At 39.4% G+C, this 17,406-nt stretch carries 32 protein-coding genes; all 32 read right to left on the bottom strand.

What is annotated here, in order from left to right:
- Nucleotides 1–13: 13 nt before the first annotated feature.
- The 32 genes from AM499_RS17130 to rpsJ all read right to left on the bottom strand — a co-directional run bounded on the left by AM499_RS17130 (nt 14) and on the right by rpsJ (nt 17,202).
- Nucleotides 14–811: an energy-coupling factor transporter transmembrane component T family protein gene (locus tag AM499_RS17130; RefSeq protein WP_053591345.1), complete on the bottom strand. Its 798-nt coding sequence runs from the start codon at nt 809–811 to the stop codon at nt 14–16.
- Nucleotides 811–1,680: an energy-coupling factor ABC transporter ATP-binding protein gene (locus AM499_RS17125; RefSeq protein ID WP_053591344.1), complete on the bottom strand. Its 870-nt coding sequence runs from the start codon at nt 1,678–1,680 to the stop codon at nt 811–813. Before AM499_RS17125 ends, AM499_RS17130 begins: the two co-directional genes overlap by 1 nt.
- The gene (locus AM499_RS17120) at nt 1,656–2,501 is read right to left on the bottom strand and encodes an energy-coupling factor ABC transporter ATP-binding protein (RefSeq protein WP_053591343.1); all 846 of its coding nucleotides are present in this window, start codon (nt 2,499–2,501) and stop codon (nt 1,656–1,658) included. Before AM499_RS17120 ends, AM499_RS17125 begins: the two co-directional genes overlap by 25 nt.
- 373 nt (nt 2,502–2,874) lie before the next feature.
- Nucleotides 2,875–3,255 carry a 50S ribosomal protein L17 gene (gene rplQ, locus AM499_RS17115; protein ID WP_053591342.1) on the bottom strand — a complete coding sequence of 127 codons (381 nt, stop codon included), beginning with the start codon at nt 3,253–3,255 and terminating at the stop codon, nt 2,875–2,877.
- Nucleotides 3,256–3,308: 53 nt separating this feature from the next.
- On the bottom strand, nt 3,309–4,253 hold the full coding sequence (locus AM499_RS17110; RefSeq protein WP_053591341.1) for a DNA-directed RNA polymerase subunit alpha: 945 nt from the start codon (nt 4,251–4,253) through the stop codon (nt 3,309–3,311).
- A gap of 138 nt (nt 4,254–4,391) precedes the next feature.
- On the bottom strand, nt 4,392–4,781 hold the full coding sequence (gene rpsK / locus AM499_RS17105; protein WP_053591340.1) for a 30S ribosomal protein S11: 390 nt from the start codon (nt 4,779–4,781) through the stop codon (nt 4,392–4,394).
- A 25-nt stretch (nt 4,782–4,806) separates the two neighbouring features.
- Nucleotides 4,807–5,172: a 30S ribosomal protein S13 gene (gene rpsM / locus AM499_RS17100; RefSeq protein WP_053591339.1), complete on the bottom strand. Its 366-nt coding sequence runs from the start codon at nt 5,170–5,172 to the stop codon at nt 4,807–4,809.
- A 23-nt stretch (nt 5,173–5,195) separates the two neighbouring features.
- Nucleotides 5,196–5,309 carry a 50S ribosomal protein L36 gene (gene rpmJ / locus AM499_RS17095; RefSeq protein ID WP_003247619.1) on the bottom strand — a complete coding sequence of 38 codons (114 nt, stop codon included), beginning with the start codon at nt 5,307–5,309 and terminating at the stop codon, nt 5,196–5,198.
- Between the two features lie 37 nt (nt 5,310–5,346).
- The gene (gene infA, locus AM499_RS17090; RefSeq protein WP_016429904.1) at nt 5,347–5,565 is read right to left on the bottom strand and encodes a translation initiation factor IF-1; all 219 of its coding nucleotides are present in this window, start codon (nt 5,563–5,565) and stop codon (nt 5,347–5,349) included.
- A 456-nt stretch (nt 5,566–6,021) separates the two neighbouring features.
- Entirely contained in the window at nt 6,022–6,675 is a 654-nt protein-coding gene (locus tag AM499_RS17085) for an adenylate kinase (RefSeq protein ID WP_053591338.1), read from the bottom strand.
- A gap of 67 nt (nt 6,676–6,742) precedes the next feature.
- On the bottom strand, nt 6,743–8,035 hold the full coding sequence (gene secY, locus AM499_RS17080; protein WP_053591337.1) for a preprotein translocase subunit SecY: 1,293 nt from the start codon (nt 8,033–8,035) through the stop codon (nt 6,743–6,745).
- Entirely contained in the window at nt 8,035–8,475 is a 441-nt protein-coding gene (gene rplO, locus AM499_RS17075; protein WP_053591336.1) for a 50S ribosomal protein L15, read from the bottom strand. Before rplO ends, secY begins: the two co-directional genes overlap by 1 nt.
- A gap of 32 nt (nt 8,476–8,507) precedes the next feature.
- Complete coding sequence (gene rpmD, locus AM499_RS17070; protein WP_053591335.1) at nt 8,508–8,690, bottom strand: 50S ribosomal protein L30; 183 nt, start codon at nt 8,688–8,690, stop codon at nt 8,508–8,510.
- Between the two features lie 15 nt (nt 8,691–8,705).
- Nucleotides 8,706–9,206 carry a 30S ribosomal protein S5 gene (gene rpsE / locus AM499_RS17065; protein ID WP_053591334.1) on the bottom strand — a complete coding sequence of 167 codons (501 nt, stop codon included), beginning with the start codon at nt 9,204–9,206 and terminating at the stop codon, nt 8,706–8,708.
- 21 nt (nt 9,207–9,227) lie between these two features.
- A complete protein-coding gene (gene rplR / locus AM499_RS17060) occupies nt 9,228–9,587 on the bottom strand; it encodes a 50S ribosomal protein L18 (protein ID WP_053591333.1) in 360 nt (119 codons plus the stop codon).
- Nucleotides 9,588–9,617: 30 nt separating this feature from the next.
- Nucleotides 9,618–10,157, bottom strand: a complete 540-nt coding sequence (gene rplF / locus AM499_RS17055; protein WP_053591332.1) for a 50S ribosomal protein L6 — start codon at nt 10,155–10,157, stop codon at nt 9,618–9,620.
- 30 nt (nt 10,158–10,187) lie between these two features.
- Nucleotides 10,188–10,586: a 30S ribosomal protein S8 gene (gene rpsH, locus AM499_RS17050; protein WP_053591331.1), complete on the bottom strand. Its 399-nt coding sequence runs from the start codon at nt 10,584–10,586 to the stop codon at nt 10,188–10,190.
- Nucleotides 10,587–10,615: 29 nt separating this feature from the next.
- On the bottom strand, nt 10,616–10,801 hold the full coding sequence (rpsN, locus tag AM499_RS17045) for a 30S ribosomal protein S14 (protein WP_053591330.1): 186 nt from the start codon (nt 10,799–10,801) through the stop codon (nt 10,616–10,618).
- An 18-nt stretch (nt 10,802–10,819) separates the two neighbouring features.
- Entirely contained in the window at nt 10,820–11,359 is a 540-nt protein-coding gene (rplE, locus tag AM499_RS17040; RefSeq protein WP_053591329.1) for a 50S ribosomal protein L5, read from the bottom strand.
- Between the two features lie 23 nt (nt 11,360–11,382).
- Nucleotides 11,383–11,691, bottom strand: coding sequence for a 50S ribosomal protein L24 (gene rplX, locus AM499_RS17035; RefSeq protein WP_053591328.1), 309 nt, complete (start codon nt 11,689–11,691; stop codon nt 11,383–11,385).
- A 36-nt stretch (nt 11,692–11,727) separates the two neighbouring features.
- Nucleotides 11,728–12,096 carry a 50S ribosomal protein L14 gene (gene rplN, locus AM499_RS17030; protein ID WP_053591327.1) on the bottom strand — a complete coding sequence of 123 codons (369 nt, stop codon included), beginning with the start codon at nt 12,094–12,096 and terminating at the stop codon, nt 11,728–11,730.
- 44 nt (nt 12,097–12,140) lie between these two features.
- Nucleotides 12,141–12,404, bottom strand: coding sequence for a 30S ribosomal protein S17 (gene rpsQ, locus AM499_RS17025; protein ID WP_053591326.1), 264 nt, complete (start codon nt 12,402–12,404; stop codon nt 12,141–12,143).
- Nucleotides 12,405–12,422: 18 nt separating this feature from the next.
- A complete protein-coding gene (gene rpmC, locus AM499_RS17020; RefSeq protein WP_053591325.1) occupies nt 12,423–12,623 on the bottom strand; it encodes a 50S ribosomal protein L29 in 201 nt (66 codons plus the stop codon).
- A complete protein-coding gene (gene rplP / locus AM499_RS17015) occupies nt 12,613–13,047 on the bottom strand; it encodes a 50S ribosomal protein L16 (RefSeq protein WP_053591324.1) in 435 nt (144 codons plus the stop codon). The genes rpmC and rplP overlap by 11 nt, the downstream gene beginning before the upstream one ends.
- A 1-nt stretch (nt 13,048) precedes the next feature.
- Complete coding sequence (rpsC, locus tag AM499_RS17010) at nt 13,049–13,705, bottom strand: 30S ribosomal protein S3 (RefSeq protein ID WP_053591323.1); 657 nt, start codon at nt 13,703–13,705, stop codon at nt 13,049–13,051.
- 3 nt (nt 13,706–13,708) lie between these two features.
- On the bottom strand, nt 13,709–14,053 hold the full coding sequence (gene rplV, locus AM499_RS17005; protein ID WP_053591322.1) for a 50S ribosomal protein L22: 345 nt from the start codon (nt 14,051–14,053) through the stop codon (nt 13,709–13,711).
- Between the two features lie 20 nt (nt 14,054–14,073).
- Nucleotides 14,074–14,352, bottom strand: a complete 279-nt coding sequence (gene rpsS, locus AM499_RS17000) for a 30S ribosomal protein S19 (RefSeq protein WP_053591321.1) — start codon at nt 14,350–14,352, stop codon at nt 14,074–14,076.
- A gap of 60 nt (nt 14,353–14,412) precedes the next feature.
- Nucleotides 14,413–15,243 (bottom strand): 50S ribosomal protein L2, encoded by an 831-nt coding sequence (gene rplB, locus AM499_RS16995; protein WP_053591320.1) that lies wholly within the window; start codon nt 15,241–15,243, stop codon nt 14,413–14,415.
- A gap of 42 nt (nt 15,244–15,285) precedes the next feature.
- Nucleotides 15,286–15,570, bottom strand: coding sequence for a 50S ribosomal protein L23 (gene rplW / locus AM499_RS16990; protein ID WP_053591319.1), 285 nt, complete (start codon nt 15,568–15,570; stop codon nt 15,286–15,288).
- Nucleotides 15,570–16,193, bottom strand: a complete 624-nt coding sequence (rplD, locus tag AM499_RS16985) for a 50S ribosomal protein L4 (protein WP_053591318.1) — start codon at nt 16,191–16,193, stop codon at nt 15,570–15,572. The genes rplW and rplD overlap by 1 nt, the downstream gene beginning before the upstream one ends.
- 25 nt (nt 16,194–16,218) lie before the next feature.
- Nucleotides 16,219–16,848 (bottom strand): 50S ribosomal protein L3, encoded by a 630-nt coding sequence (gene rplC / locus AM499_RS16980; protein ID WP_053591317.1) that lies wholly within the window; start codon nt 16,846–16,848, stop codon nt 16,219–16,221.
- A gap of 45 nt (nt 16,849–16,893) precedes the next feature.
- Nucleotides 16,894–17,202: a 30S ribosomal protein S10 gene (gene rpsJ, locus AM499_RS16975; RefSeq protein WP_004233624.1), complete on the bottom strand. Its 309-nt coding sequence runs from the start codon at nt 17,200–17,202 to the stop codon at nt 16,894–16,896.
- Nucleotides 17,203–17,406: the final 204 nt, after the last annotated feature.

The following is a 17,406-nucleotide window of genomic DNA, read 5'->3' as shown; positions in this document are numbered from 1 at the left end:
ACCTACACCTCGTCTAACTTCTAAAATAAACAAGAATTCCAGCTAAGAGAACAAGTGACAGTATACTAATCGTATCTCGCGTTTCCCATTCTAACTTGCGATATCTTGTCCTACCCTCTCCACCTTTGTATCCTCGTACTTCCATTGCTGTAGCTAAATCCTCTGCACGTTTAAAGGCACTCACAAATAACGGAATGAGAAGTGGAACAACGGCATTCATTCTTTCCTTCATACTTCCAGTCGTCATATCAGATCCTCTCGCCATTTGTGCTTTCATGATTTTATCTGTTTCATCCATTAATGTTGGGATGAATCTTAGCGAGATTGACATCATTAGCGCTAATTCATGCACTGGGAGCTTCCATTTCTTTAAAGGGTTCAATAATGTCTCTAATGCATCTGTAATCGATATAGGGGTAGTAGTGAGCGTTAGAATCGATGTTAATATTACTAATACGAAAAAACGTATAGAAATAAATATCCCTTGTCGTAAACCTTCCTCATAAATAGATATAAACTTCCAGTGAAAAATGATGTCACCTTCACGTGTAAATATTAAATGTAATAAAAACGTGAAAATGATTAGTATAACAACTGGCTTCAATCCATTTATTAAAAAGTATAGGCGAATCTTGGACATACGGATAATTAAAAATGTAAACACAAGCAAAATACCATAAGTAATCCAGTTATTCGCAATAAAAACGATAGCAATAAATAAAAAGACAAAGATCAATTTAGCCCGAGCATCTAACCGGTGTATAAAAGAATCTCCCGGTATATAGCGACCGAATATCATTTTCTCTAGCATTAAACCTCACGCTCCTTTTTAATCATTTGCGCAAGCTCTTCTGCCAAGGATTCTTCAGTTAAGCATATTGAAGGCAGTTTTTTTCCTGTCATCTTCTCTATCTTTTTTTGAAATTTAACACTTTGAGGTAATTCCAAGCGATAATCTGTTAAGCGCTCTTCGTTATCAAAAATTTCATTTGGTAAACCTTCTAATACACACTTACCATTATGCATAATAGCAATACGATCAGCATATCTCGCTGCATCCTCCATGCTATGTGTTACCAAAACAGTCGTCAAACCTTTTTCTTTATGAAGCTTATAAAATAATTCCATTATTTCTTTTCGTCCTCTTGGGTCCAATCCAGCTGTTGGCTCATCTAGTACTAATACTTCTGGATTCATCGCAAGTACCCCAGCGATTGCCACCCTGCGCATTTGTCCTCCTGATAGATCAAAAGGTGATTTCTCTAATACCTCATCAGGGAGTCCTAGCAGCTTTACTAATTCTATTGCACGTCTTTTTGCTTCCTCTTCTGATACACCAAAGTTCATGGGACCAAACATAATATCTTTTAACACCGTTTCATCAAATAATTGATGCTCTGGAAATTGAAAGACAATACCTACTTTTTGTCTAACTTGTCTTAGTTGTTTGTTTTTCTTTTCAGGTTTTACTTCGACATCTCCAATTTTAATAGAGCCTTCCGTAGGTGTTAGTAATGCATTTAAATGTTGCAAAATAGTTGATTTACCGGAACCCGTGTGCCCAATGATTGCTTGATAGCTGCCTGAAGGTATATGTAGATCTACATTAAACAACGCTCGTTTTTCAAAAGGTGTATTTTTTGCATAAGCATAGCTTACTTGTTGAAGTATGATGTCCATAAATCATTCACCAACTCTTCTTCTGTCATATGGTCTGCCATTAGTGTAATTCCTTTGGAACGTAATAACCGAGATATATTCATCGCAAAAGGCAAATCAAGTCCTAGATCTACTAGTTCCTGTCCTTTTTGGAATATCTCTTCAGGCGTTCCTTCTGCGTATTTTTTACCGTTATTCATCATAATGACTCTATCCGCGTGTAATGCTTCTTCTAGATCATGTGTAATAGATATAACTGTTAAATCGGTTTCATCTTTTAACTGACGTACGGTTGAAAGAACCTCTTCTCTACCTTGAGGATCAAGCATAGAAGTTGCTTCATCTAGCAATAAAATCTTTGGCTTTAATGCGATTGCTCCAGCTATTGCGACACGTTGTTTTTGTCCTCCCGATAAATGATGAGGCTCGCTGTTCATAAAATCTTTCATTTTTACTTTAACTAATGACTCTTCTACTCGTTCTACCATTTCCTCAAACGGGATACCGTTATTTTCTAATGCAAATGCTACGTCATCCTGAACTGTGGCTCCTACGAATTGATTGTCTGGATTTTGGAACACCATTCCCATTTGCGAACGAGCTTCCCATAGATTGTGTTCATTCAACTCTTCCCCAAAAATACGTACTTTTCCCGACTGAGGAAATAGAAGACCATTCATTAATCGTGCAAGCGTCGATTTGCCGGAACCATTATGACCTACTACTGCAACCCACTCACCTGCTCGGATTGTGTAAGAAACGTTATTTACTGCTGGACGAATATTCTCTTCTTCTGTATATGTAAAAGTTACTTCTTGTAAAGAAATAATTTCGCTTTTCATCCTTTACCTCCTCTAGCTCCACTCTGCTGTCTAAGTTCATGTAACCATTCTACGATAAAATAAAAAAGCGCGCACCTCATTTTGAGAAATGCGCTCTTCTATAACGGTTTCATAATTGGCTGCTCAAGACCAATTAGAAAAATGAGGTGCGTAGAGCTAGACAAGACGCTACTTCTTAAACACGATTCAGATAAATCACGTAAAAAGTCCGCTCATCATAACACTCAGCTTTTATATTGTCGTATAAATCTAATAAATATGTTTGAAAAAAGAAGAGGGTGGTAGGAACACCAATTACCCTCTTCAACTTTATCTTAATCAAATTCGCCTTGGGGCTTTCATTTAATTATGCAGTGCGTGTATACACTTTAAATTAAACTAACTCAATTACTACAACAGGTGCTCCGTCTCCGCGACGAGGTCCAGCTTTCATAATACGAGTATAACCGCCTTGACGGTCTGCATAGCGTGGTGCTACATCATCAAACAATTTTTGTAATGCAAAAATTGTTGATTCATTACCTTCTTCATCAGTAGAAGTTACTACTTCACGACGAATGTAAGCAGCTGCTTGACGACGTGCGTGTAAATCTCCGCGTTTACCTAAAGTGATCATTTTTTCAACAACAGAACGTAATTCTTTTGCACGTGCTTCAGTAGTTTGAAGACGCTCATGAATAATTAGGTCAGTTGTTAAGTCACGTAACATCGCTTTACGTTGAGAACTTGTACGTCCAAGTTTTCTGTAACCCATGGATGTTTCCCTCCTTTGGTGAATAGTTCATATCTAGCTATATCAAAATTCGCTTAGTCTTCTTTACGTAATCCTAAGCCAAGCTCATCTAACTTCGCTCTTACTTCTTCTAAAGATTTACGGCCAAGGTTTCTTACTTTCATCATATCGTCTTCTGACTTGTTCGCAAGCTCAAGTACTGTGTTAATACCAGCTCGTTTTAAGCAGTTATAAGAACGAACAGAAAGATCAAGTTCTTCGATAGTCATCTCTAATACTTTTTCTTTTTGATCTTCTTCTTTTTCAACCATGATTTCAGCAGTTTGTGCCTCGTCGGTCATCCCTACAAAAATATTTAAGTGCTCTGTTAAGATTTTTGCTCCAAGCGAAATCGCCTCTTTTGGACCGGTGCTGCCATCTGTCCACACATCAAGAGTTAATTTATCGTAGTTTGCCAATTGACCAACACGAGTATTTTCCACTTGAAAATTAACGCGTGAAACTGGAGTATAAATAGAGTCGATCGGGATTACGCCGATAGGAAGATCCTCACGTTTGTTTTGATCAGCAGGAGTGTAGCCACGGCCTCGACCTGCATACATACGCATGCGGAAATGACCATTTTTGCCGATAGTTGCAATATAGAGATCCGGGTTTAATATCTCAACATCACTGTCATGTGTAATGTCAGCAGCTGTAACCGTTCCTTCTCCTTTTACATCAATCTCAATGACTTTTTCCTCGTCAGAGTAGATTTTCAAAGCTAGTTTCTTAACATTCATAATAATAGATGCAACATCTTCCACTACGCCTTCAATAGTTGAAAACTCATGTAAAACGCCATCAATTTGAATAGAAGTAACTGCAGCTCCTGGTAAAGAAGACAGAAGGATACGACGTAAAGAATTTCCCAAAGTATTTCCATAGCCACGTTCTAGCGGTTCTACAACAAATTTACCAAACTTGGCATTTTCGCTGATTTCTACACTTTCAATCTTTGGTTTTTCAATTTCGATCATTCCAATTTACCCTCCCTCAAAACATCGAATGTATAGGTTCTTTCCATCATATGAATTCGATCGTTTAACTGATTGCTGTTTGCACAACTTCAGTCTGTACAATAAATGATGTTCTCAAACAATGAGTTTCACCTATTATTACACGCGACGACGTTTTGGTGGACGGCAACCGTTATGTGGTACTGGTGTTACGTCTTTAATAGCTGTAACTTCTAGACCTGCAGCTTGAAGTGCACGGATAGCCGCTTCACGACCAGCACCTGGGCCTTTAACAGTTACTTCTAAAGTTTTTAAACCATGTTCCATGGATGTTTTTGCAGCAGTTTCAGCAGCCATTTGTGCAGCGAATGGAGTAGATTTACGAGAACCTCTGAATCCAAGAGCTCCAGCACTTGACCAAGAAAGTGCATTACCTTGCATGTCTGTGATAGTCACAATTGTATTATTAAATGTAGAGCGGATGTGAGCAATACCGGATTCGATATTCTTTTTCACACGACGCTTACGTGTTTGTTGTTTACGTGCCATGTTAGGAAGAAACCTCCTTTACCGATTATTTTTTCTTGTTCGCAACTGTTTTACGTGGACCTTTACGAGTACGAGCATTGTTCTTCGTATTTTGTCCGCGTACAGGTAAGCCGCGACGGTGACGGATACCACGGAAAGATCCGATTTCCATCAAACGTTTAATGTTTAGTGATACTTCACGACGAAGGTCACCTTCTACTTTGTATACACCGATTTGTTCACGGATTTTGTTTAACTCATCTTCTGTTAAATCGCGTACGCGAGTTTCTTCAGAAATACCAGCTTCAGCTAATACTTTTTGTGAAGTTGTTTTACCAATACCGTAAATGTATGTTAATGAAATAACAACGCGTTTGTCGCGTGGAATGTCAACACCAGCAATACGTGCCATATGTGTCGTGCACCTCCTTCTTATTAGCCTTGTCTTTGTTTGTGTTTAGGATTTTCACAGATTACCATTACTTTACCGCGTCGGCGAATTACCTTACATTTTTCGCAGATCGGTTTTACAGATGGTCTCACTTTCATCTAACCTAACCTCCTTAGTAGTCCGGAGTGCAAAAGATTATTTAAAACGGTACGTAATACGACCGCGAGTTAAATCGTAAGGAGATAGTTCAATTGTGACTTTATCTCCAGGTAAAATGCGGATAAAGTGCATACGAATTTTACCAGATACATGCGCAAGTATTGTATGACCGTTTTCTAATTCTACCTTAAACATCGCGTTTGGCAAAGTCTCAACAACTGTTCCTTCGACTTCAATTACATCATCTTTCGCCATCAACCCTGTCTCCCTTCTATATACAAATCAGGTTCTCATCAAAATTCAAACGTAATTTGCTGTTAGTATAGCCTCTAATGGAACGAAACTATTCGTTTTAAGCATATGTTTGGAAATCATGAGAGATGTTCGAAAGACACTCGTAAGGTTTCGCTTGTAGCAATCCACGGCGTAGACTGACTGGTAGAAACCTGTCTCCCTCATGTCAACATATTCGTACGAAAGTGTTGGATGAGTTCCATAGTACCCGTTCGTTACATAGATGCTTCCACGAAACCCATTATACCCCTTAAGTAGTGGAAATGCACGTGGACTAGGGGGCCCTCGTTTTTTGATACATTTCTTTCCCTAAGTTCGTATACCGGGCGCAATATGCTTTTGCAGCTCTCGAAAAAAACATTTCGTTCTTTGCATAATGCCCGGTTATTCAGTCAATCTGAGACAGGCACCGGGCTATTAAATGCGGTTGCCCTGTAACAGAGCATCAAGATCAGCAAAAACTTTTGAAATTTCTTGCTGTCCATCTATATTTGTTAAAACACCTTTGTTGTCATAAAAATCAAGCAAAGGTTGAGTTTGCTTCATATTTACTTCCAGACGGTTAGTAACCGTTTCGGGATTGTCATCCGCTCTTTGATAAAGCTCTCCACCATCTTTATCACAAACACCTTCTTTAGCAGGAGGGTTAAAGATTAAATGGTAAGCAGTGCCACACTCTTTACAAATGCGACGGCCAGTTAGACGTTTAATCAATTCTTCTTTTTCAACTTGAATGTTAAGCACATGCTCAAGTGATTTTCCAAGATCCGCAAGTAAAGCATCAAGTGCTTCCGCTTGAGGTACTGTTCTTGGGAAACCATCAAGTAAGAATCCTTTTTCACAATCTGGTTTACTCAATCTTTCACGGACAATACCAATCGTTACTTCATCGGGTACTAGTGCACCTTGATCCATAAACGATTTTGCTTTTAAGCCAAGTTCCGTGCCATCTTTAATTGCTGCTCGAAACATATCGCCTGTAGAAATATGAGGGATTGCGTACTTCTCAACAATTTTATCTGCTTGAGTACCTTTACCAGCACCCGGCAGACCCATTAAAACGATATTCATACGGAAATGCCCCCCTCAGGACTATTTTGTAGATTTTTAGGAACTATGTCGTTCCTAAAAACCAACATTATTTCATAAAGCCTTTATAATGACGCTTAACTAATTGTGATTCTAGCTGTTTCATCGTTTCAAGTGCAACACCTACAACGATTAGTAAGCTTGTTCCGCCAATTTGTGCAGATTGCGGTAGTCCCGCAAACTTAACAAACAATAAAGGCATAACGGCGATCACCGCAAGGAAAATAGAACCAACAAAAGTTAATCGATATAATACGCTAGTCAAATAATTTTGTGTGTTAATTCCTGGACGAATACCTGGAATATACGCACCTTGCTTTTTCAAATTGTCCGCTACATTCTCTGGATTCACTTGAATGAATGCATAGAAGTAAGAGAACGCAATGATTAAAGCAATGTAAATTATCATTCCAACTGGTTGCGTGTAATCTAATGCATTTGATATAAAATCAGTTACCTTATTCTGACCAAAAAATAAAACAATAGATTGTGGTGCCATAAGGAAAGCTGATGCAAAGATTACTGGAATAACTCCCGCAGCATTTACTTTTAAAGGTAAGTGTGTTTGTTGGCCGCCTGTTTGAGCAGTACCAGCAACACGTTTCGCATATTGAATTGGAATTTTACGTAACGCTTGTGTTACATAAATTACCCCAACTGTAACTGCGATGACTGCCAATAGAAGTAAAACCATTACGATTATATTAATAAATAGTGCATCACCAGCATCTACAATTTGTTGTGCATATAGTTGGTTTACTGCATTCGGAATTGCAGCAGCGATACCAGCGAAGATAATGATAGAAATACCATTACCAACACCTTTTGCTGTAATCTGCTCACCTAACCACATTAAGAATGCAGTTCCTGCAGTTAACACAACAGCAATAACAAGGTATGTCATGATGCCTTCGTCTTTTATTAAAGAACCACTATACATACGGTTGAATCCGTAAGACATCGCGATTGCTTGAATAAAAGCTAAGATAATTGTGAAGTAACGAGTGAACTGAGCAAGTTTCCGTCTTCCGACTTCCCCTTGTTTCGACCACTCTGTGAACTTCGGTACAACATCCATTTGTAACAATTGAACAATGATGGAAGCTGTGATGTATGGCATGATTCCCATTGCTAAAATAGAGAAGTTAGCAAGGGCTCCACCACCAAATGTATTTAAAAATCCGATCAAACCTAATTGATCTGTTTGTTTTAATACATTTGCATCGACATTCGGCACTGGAACAAATGTACCAAGACGGAAGACGATTAACATCAATAAAGTAAAAATGATTTTATTTCGAATATCTCTCACACGCATAAAGTTGGAGATTGTCTGAAACATTAAACCACCTCAGTTTGTCCGCCAGCGTTCTCAATTGCTTCTTTAGCTGACGCAGAGAATTTGTGAGCTTTTACAGTTAACTTTTTGTCAAGTGATCCATTACCAAGAATCTTAATACCAGACTTCTCACTGCTCACAACACCTGTTTCGATTAATAGAGCAGGTGTTACTTCTGTGCCTTCTTCGAAACGATTTAATGTGTCAAGGTTCACAATTGCAAACTCTTTACGATTAATGTTCGTAAATCCACGTTTTGGTAAACGACGGAATAATGGGTTTTGACCGCCCTCAAATCCTGGACGAACCCCACCGCCTGAACGAGCGTTTTGACCTTTATGACCTTTACCTGCAGTTTTACCATTACCAGAACCGATACCACGGCCTACACGATTACGTGTAGAACGAGATCCTTCTGAAGGTTTTAACTCATGTAGTTTCATATGGTGGCACCTCCTTATTCTTAAATTAAACCTTAAATTTCTTTCAAAGTTACTAAGTGAGCTACTTTGTCAACCATTCCGCGGATAGCGGCGTTGTCTTGATGCTCAACTGTTTGATGCATTTTACGTAGTCCAAGAGCTTCAGCTACTTTGCGTTGATTTGGTTTAGTACCAATCAGGCTTTTAGTAAGGGTAATTTCTAATTTAGTTGCCATTGTAATTTCCCCCCCTTATCCTAACAGTTCTTCTACTGATTTACCACGCAATTTAGCAACGTCCTCAGCGCGTTTTAGTTGAGTCAATCCTTCTAATGTAGCACGAACCATGTTGATTGGTGTGTTAGATCCAAGTGATTTAGATAGAATATCAGTGATACCAGCTAATTCTAGTACCGCACGAACCGGTCCACCAGCGATAACTCCTGTACCAGGTGCAGCAGGTTTAACTAGAATAGAACCAGCTCCAAAGCGTCCAATTACTTGGTGAGGAGTTGTTCCGCCAACTCTTGGCACTTCCACTAAATTTTTCTTCGCATCTTCAACAGCTTTACGGATTGCATCTGGAACCTCTTGAGCTTTACCAGTACCAAATCCTACATGTCCATTCTTGTCACCGACAACTACTAATGCAGTAAAACGGAAACGACGTCCACCTTTTACAACTTTAGCAACACGGTTAATCGTAACTACGCGTTCTTCAAGTTCAAGTTTGTTTGGGTCAATACCACGCATGAAATATGTCCCTCCTTCTTCTTAAAATTCTAAGCCGTTTTCACGTGCAGCTTCAGCTAACGCTTTAACACGTCCATGATATAAGTAACCGCCACGGTCGAATACAACAGATTTGATGTTTTTTTCAACAGCGCGTTTTGCAATGATTTCACCGATTGATTTAGCAGCTTCAACATTTCCAGCTGTTCCATCAAAGTCTTTATCCATAGTAGACGCACTCACAATTGTCAAACCTTTTGAATCATCGATCAGTTGCGCGTAAATATGTTTGTTAGAACGGAATACATTTAAACGCGGACGTTCAGTAGTACCCGTGATTTTTGTACGAACACGTGCATGACGTTTTTTACGAACTTGATTTTTGTCTTGTTTCGTAATCACAGTGGTCACTCCTTTCTAATGCGCGATGCATTATTTACCTGTTTTACCTTCTTTGCGGCGTACAACTTCGCCTTCGTAACGAATACCTTTACCTTTGTAAGGCTCTGGTGGACGAACAGCACGAATGTTAGATGCTAATGCACCAACGCGTTCTTTGTTAATACCGCGAACGATAACTTTTGTATTTGAAGGAACTTCAACTTCAAGTCCATCTTCAGGAGTGAACTCAACTGGATGTGAGTACCCTACATTAAGTACAAGTTTCTTACCTTGTAGTTGTGCACGGTAACCTACCCCAACTAATTCAAGTCCACGTTCAAATCCTGCAGAAACACCAGTGATCATGTTTGCTAATAAAGCACGAGTTGTTCCATGAATTGTACGGTGTTCTTTAGATTCTGAAGGACGTACTAAAGTAATTACAGTACCTTCTTGCTCAATTTTAATATCTTGGTTAAAAGATGTTGTTAATTCACCTTTAGGTCCTTTTACTACTACTGTATTATCTTCGTTGATAGTTACAGTAACACCTGCAGGTACCTCTATTGGTTTTTTACCTACTCGAGACATTTTGTTGCACCTCCATTCGTTTGTTGATTATTACCAAACGTAAGCTACGATTTCTCCGCCAACTTGTTTAGCGCGAGCTTCTTTATCTGTTAATAAACCATTTGAAGTAGAAACTAAAGCGATTCCTAAACCGTTAAGAACTTTAGGCACTTCGTTTGTTTTAGCATAAACACGTAGACCAGGTTTTGAAATACGTTTCAAACCAGTAATAACGCGTTCGTCGTTTTGACCATATTTTAAGAAGATGCGGATAATTCCTTGTTTGCTATCTTCTACATATTCAACATCACGAACGAAACCTTCGCGTTTTAAAATTTCAGCGATTTCCTTTTTCATGTTTGAAGCAGGAACTTCTAATTTCTCGTGACGAACCATGTTAGCATTACGAATGCGTGTAAGCATATCTGCAATTGGATCTGACATTGTCATTACATTTACCTCCTTCCCAGTATAGGGGTTTACCAGCTTGCTTTTTTAACGCCAGGAATTTGTCCCTTGTATGCAAGTTCACGGAAACAAATACGGCAAAGCTTAAATTTACGATATACAGAGTGCGGACGTCCACAACGCTCACAGCGTGTGTATTCTTGCACTTTGAACTTTGGCGTACGTTGTTGTTTAACGATCATTGATTTTTTAGCCACGTTTTCGCCTCCCTTATTTTACTTTTGGAATGGCATGCCGAATTGTGTTAATAACTCACGAGCTTCTTCGTCAGAGTTCGCAGTTGTTACAATTACGATGTCCATACCGCGTACTTTCGAAACTTTATCATAATCGATTTCAGGGAAGATTAATTGCTCTTTAACTCCAAGAGTGTAGTTACCGCGACCGTCAAATGCTTTTTTAGAAACACCACGGAAGTCACGTACACGTGGAAGAGAGATAGCGATTAATTTATCCAAAAAGTCATACATACGTTCACCACGTAGAGTAACTTTTGCACCGATTGGCATTCCTTCACGAAGACGGAAACCAGCGATCGATTTTTTAGCTTTCGTAATTACAGGTTTTTGACCTGCGATGATTTGTAATTCTTCTACAGCAGCATCAAGTGCTTTTGTGTTAGAAACAGCATCGCCCACACCCATATTGATAACAATTTTATCAACTTTAGGTACTTGCATTACTGAGTTATATTCAAACTTGCTCATTAGAGCAGGAGAAACTTCCTTAAGATATTTTTCTTTTAGGCGGTTCATGTGTGTACCTCCCTTCTTTTTACTTATTTAATAATTTCACCAGATTTTTTCGCAACACGAACTTTTTTGCCATCTTCTACTTTATAACCTACGCGAGTCGGCTCGCCAGTTTTAGGGTCGATTAACATAACATTCGATACGTGAATTGCAGCCTCTTGACTAACAATTCCGCCTTGCGGATTAGCTTGGTTTGGCTTCATATGTTTTTTGACGATGTTTACACCTTCAACTAACACACGGTCTTTCTTAGGATAAGCAGTTAGGATAACACCTGTTTTCCCTTTGTCTTTACCTGAGATTACCTTTACTTTGTCGCCTTTTTTAACATGCATTCTGTCGCACCTCCTTGATTGGCACTTTCATGTAAATTAAAGAACTTCTGGAGCTAAAGATACGATCTTCATGAAGTTGCTATCGCGTAGTTCACGAGCAACAGGTCCAAAAATACGAGTTCCACGTGGTCCTTTATCATCTTTAATGATAACGCAAGCATTTTCATCAAATTTGATATAAGTACCATCTTTGCGGCGTACGCCGCTTTTTGTGCGAACGATAACAGCTTTAACGACGTCACCTTTCTTGACAACGCCACCTGGTGTTGCTTTCTTAACTGTACATACGACGATATCGCCGATATTAGCAGTTTTACGTCCAGTACCACCAAGTACTTTAATAGTTAAAACTTCACGTGCACCTGAGTTGTCAGCAACTTTCATACGAGTTTCTTGTTGGATCACTTAGGTAACCTCCCTTCGGAATTAATTAGTTCCGAAATTCATTATTAGATAATAACCGCTTTTTCTACAACTTCTACTAGACGGAAACGTTTTGTAGCAGATAGCGGACGAGTTTCCATGATGCGAACGATATCGCCGATTTGGGCTACGTTTTGCTCATCATGAGCCTTAAATTTCTTAGAATACTTAACACGTTTACCGTATAATTTATGTTTTTTATGAGTTTCAACTAAAACAGTGATTGTTTTATCCATTTTATCAGAAACTACACGGCCAGTGTATACTTTGCGTTGATTACGCTCAGTCATGCCTGAAAACCTCCTTTATCAGTTGTTTGCACTGATTTCTCTTTCGCGAATCACAGTTTTCATACGCGCAATCGCTTTACGTACTTCACGAATGCGAGCTGTGTTTTCTAATTGACCAGTCGCCAATTGGAAGCGAAGGTTGAAAAGCTCTTCTTTCAGTGATTTCACTTTTTGTTCGATTTCTGCAGTGGTAAGTTCACGGATGTCATTAGCTTTCATTAGATTCACCACCAATTTCTTGACGTTTAACTACTTTACATTTAACAGGAAGCTTATGTGATGCTAAGCGAAGCGCTTCACGAGCGATCTCTTCAGATACACCAGCAATTTCAAACATAACTTTTCCTGGTTTTACTACTGCTACCCAACCTTCAGGAGCCCCTTTACCGGAACCCATACGAACCTCTAGAGGCTTTTTAGTGTAAGGTTTATGTGGGAAAATTTTAATCCATACTTTACCGCCACGTTTCATGTAACGTGTCATTGCAATACGAGCTGATTCAATTTGACGACTTGTGATCCAGCTAGCTTCTGTAGCTTGTAGACCGAATTCACCGAATGAAACTTCTTTACCGCCTTTTGCTTCACCACGCATTTTTCCACGGTGTTCACGACGGTATTTAACGCGTTTAGGCATTAACATATTATTTGCCTCCTTCCTCAGAGTTCTTCTTCACTGGAAGGACTTCACCACGATAGATCCATACTTTAACGCCTAGCTTACCATAAGTTGTGTCAGCTTCAGCATGTGCATAATCAATGTCAGCACGTAATGTATGAAGTGGTACAGTACCTTCACTATAGTGTTCAGCACGCGCGATATCAGCGCCGCCAAGACGTCCAGATACTTGAGTTTTAATACCTTTAGCGCCTGCACGCATTGTGCGTTGAATTGCTTGTTTTTGAGCGCGACGGAAAGATACGCGGCTTTCTAATTGACGTGCGATACTTTCTGCTACTAATTTAGCATCTAAGTCTGCTCTTTTAATTTCTACGATGTTGATGTGTACACGCTTGCCAGTAGTATCGTTTAAGTGTTTACGAAGTGCTTCAACTTCAGTACCACCTTTACCGATTACCATTCCTGGTTTCGCAGTGTGAATTGTAATGTTTACACGTTTTGCAGCACGTTCAATTTCTACTGTAGAAACTGATGCATCTTTCAAACGAGTTTCAATGTACTTACGAATTTTTAAATCTTCGTGTAGTAGAGTTGCATAGTCTTTACCAGCGTACCATTTTGACTCCCAGTCACGAATAATACCTACTCGTAATCCTATTGGATGTACTTTTTGACCCACGAATTATCCCTCCTTCTTCTCAGATACCACTACTGTGATGTGGCTTGTACGTTTGTTAATAGCACTTGCACGACCCATAGCACGTGGACGGAAACGTTTTAGTGTTGGACCTTCGTCAACGAAGACTTCAGAAACAACTAAGTTGTTAACATCTAAATCATAATTGTGCTCAGCGTTAGCGATAGCAGATTTTAATACTTTCTCAACAACAGGTGATGCTGCTTTAGGAGTAAGTTGTAAAATTGCAACTGCTTCACCGACTTGCTTACCTCTGATTAAATCTACGACTAATCTTACTTTACGAGGAGCAATGCGCACTGTTTTAGCAATAGCTTTTGCTTGTGACATTTGAATGACCTCCTCTCAAATTAGCGTCTTGTTTTCTTATCATCTGCACCATGACTTTTATAAGCGCGTGTTGGTGCAAACTCGCCTAGTTTATGACCTACCATATCTTCAGTAATGTATACAGGAACATGTTTACGTCCGTCATATACTGCGATCGTTAAACCGATGAAAGTAGGGAAAATAGTAGAACGGCGAGACCAAGTCTTAATCACTTGTTTTTTCTCAGAGTCCTTTTGTGCATCGACCTTTTTTAATAAATGATCATCTGCAAAAGGTCCTTTTTTCAAGCTACGACCCATGCTGGAACCTCCCTCCGTGATTGCACCACGGTTCTTTCTTTGAACCGTAGTAAAACCACTTTATTTTTTACGACGACGAATGATAAGTTTGTCGGATTTGTTTTTCTTGCTACGAGTTTTGTATCCAAGAGTTGGTTTACCCCATGGAGACATAGGTGACTTACGACCGATTGGCGTACGTCCTTCACCACCACCGTGTGGGTGATCGTTAGGGTTCATTACAGATCCACGTACAGTTGGGCGGTTACCTAACCAACGATTACGACCAGCTTTACCAATGTTCACAAGTTCATGTTGTTCGTTTCCTACTTCACCAACAGTTGCGCGGCAAACACCTAGGATTAAACGAACCTCACCAGATTGTAAACGTACGATTACGTATTTACCTTCTTTACCAAGTAATTGAGCAGATGTACCAGCAGAACGAACTAACTGACCACCTTTACCAGGTTTCATTTCAATGTTATGGATAGTAGTACCCATTGGAATGTTTTGTAATGGAAGAGCGTTTCCTACTTTAATATCAGCTTCTGGACCTGACACGATTGTCATGCCAACTTCTAAGCCTTTAGGAGCTAGGATGTAACGTTTTTCCCCATCAGCATAATTGATCAATGCGATATTCGCAGAGCGGTTTGGATCATATTCAATAGTGGCAACGCGTCCTGGAATGCCATCTTTGTTTCGTTTGAAATCGATGACACGGTATTGGCGTTTGTGTCCACCACCATGATGACGAACAGTAATTTTACCTTGATTGTTACGGCCGCCTTTACGCTTCACAGGAGCAAGAAGTGATTTCTCAGGTTTGTCAGTTGTGATTTCAGCGTAATCTAACGATGTCATGTTACGACGTCCGTTTGACGTTGGTTTATACTTTTTAATCGCCATTTTTTTCCCTCCTTCTTGAGTATTAAATTCCTTATATAAGGATTAGATTTCGAATAACTCGATTTCTTTGCTATCAGCAGTTAATGTAACAATCGCTTTACGACGTTTGTTTGTATATCCACCGAATTTACCTACACGTTTGAATTTACCTTTGTAGTTCATGATGTTAACTTTTTCAACATCTACTCCAAAGATTTCTTCAACAGCATATTTAACTTGTGTTTTGTTAGCGCGAGTGTCCACTTCAAAAGTGTACTTCTTATCTGCCATTACTTCAGAAGAACGCTCGGTAATGACCGGACGTTTAATAATATCACGTGCTTCCATTAACCAAGCACCTCCTCTACTTTTTCTACTGCAGCTTTAGTCATCACTAATTTTTCGTGACCAACTAAATCTAAAACGTTAATGCCTGTAGCAGACACAACTGTGATTCCAGGGATGTTACGTGCTGCTAACGCTACGTTTTCATCTAAATCAGCAGTTACGAATAACGCTTTTTTATCGATGGAAAGGTTAGATAACACTTTCACAAATTCTTTTGTTTTTGGTGCATCAAACGCTAATCCTTCAAGTACTACGATGCTTTCTTCGTTCACTTTAGATGAAAGAGCTGAAAGAAGAGCTAGACGACGTACTTTCTTAGGTAATTTATAGCTGTAACTACGTGGAGTTGGACCAAATACAATACCACCACCACGCCATTGTGGAGAGCGAATTGAACCTTGACGAGCACGACCAGTTCCTTTTTGTTTCCAAGGTTTACGGCCACCACCAGCTACTTCAGAACGGTTTTTCACTTTGTGATTACCTTGACGAAGTGATGCGCGTTGAGCAATGATAGCTTCAAATAAAACAGATTCGTTTGGCTCAATACCGAAAACTTTATCGTTTAACTCGATTTCGCCAACAGAAGATCCTGCTTGATTGAATAAAGATACTTTTGCCATTCCTGTTTCCTCCTTTCTTCAGAGATTATTTCGATTTAATAGCAGCTTTTACAACTACTAATGATTTACGAGAACCAGGAACATTACCTTTAACAAGTAGTAAGTTACGTTCAGCATCCACTCTTACGATTTGTAAGTTTTGGATTGTAACTACATGCCCACCCATTTGACCAGGTAATTTCTTTTGTTTAAATACGCGGTTCGGAGCAACTGGCCCCATTGAACCCGGACGACGGTGGTAACGAGATCCGTGGGCCATTGGTCCACGTGATTGTCCATGACGTTTAATAACACCTTGGAAACCTTTACCTTTAGTAACACCTGTTACATCAATTACATCGCCTTCTGCGAAACTTTCAACGTTGACTTCTTGACCAACTTCGTAATTAGCTGTATCCAAGCCGCGGAATTCGCGGATGAAGCGCTTAGGAGCAGTGCTCGCTTTAGCTACGTGCCCTTTCGCTGGTTTGTTAGAAAGCTTTTCTCGCTTATCTTCAAAACCTAACTGAATTGCTTCGTAACCGTCTGTTTCTACTGTTTTCTTTTGAAGTACTACGTTTGGAGTAGCTTCAATAACAGTTACAGGGATTAAGTCACCGTTCTCAGCAAATACTTGCGTCATACCGATTTTTCTACCTAAGATTCCTTTGGTCATCCGTCACACCTCCTATAATAATTAGTTGTTTTTTATTTTTTACCATTAAAGTTTGATTTCAATATCAACGCCAGATGGTAAATCAAGCTTCATTAACGCATCAACAGTTTGTGGTGTTGGGTTAACGATATCGATCAGACGTTTATGCGTACGCATTTCGAATTGTTCACGAGAATCTTTGTACTTGTGAACAGCACGAAGAATTGTGTACACAGACTTCTCAGTCGGAAGTGGAATCGGACCTGATACACTTGCACCTGAACGTTTAGCAGTTTCCACAATTTTCTCAGCAGATTGATCAAGGATTCTGTGATCATACGCTTTCAAACGGATACGAATTTTTTGTTTTGCCATTATTTTCCCTCCTTTTCGCCTATTTTCTAGACATTCTCCACGAAAATTTTCCGTACACTCGCCATGGCAAAGCGGCCGGGTGTGTCGGTAACCTCTCGCTTCATCGCAGTCAAAGACCAACATTCAACATTATATACAAAATAAAATAATTCCGCAAGTGTTTTTACGAAATTCTTTTTAAATGTTGATATATTATTTCTCTTA

Origin of the sequence: Bacillus sp. FJAT-22090 (assembly GCF_001278755.1) — a bacterium.
Taxonomy (GTDB): domain Bacteria; phylum Bacillota; class Bacilli; order Bacillales_A; family Planococcaceae; genus Psychrobacillus.
The sequence above is the reverse complement of the archived record's forward strand: the minus strand, read 5'-3'. Positions and strand labels throughout refer to the sequence as shown.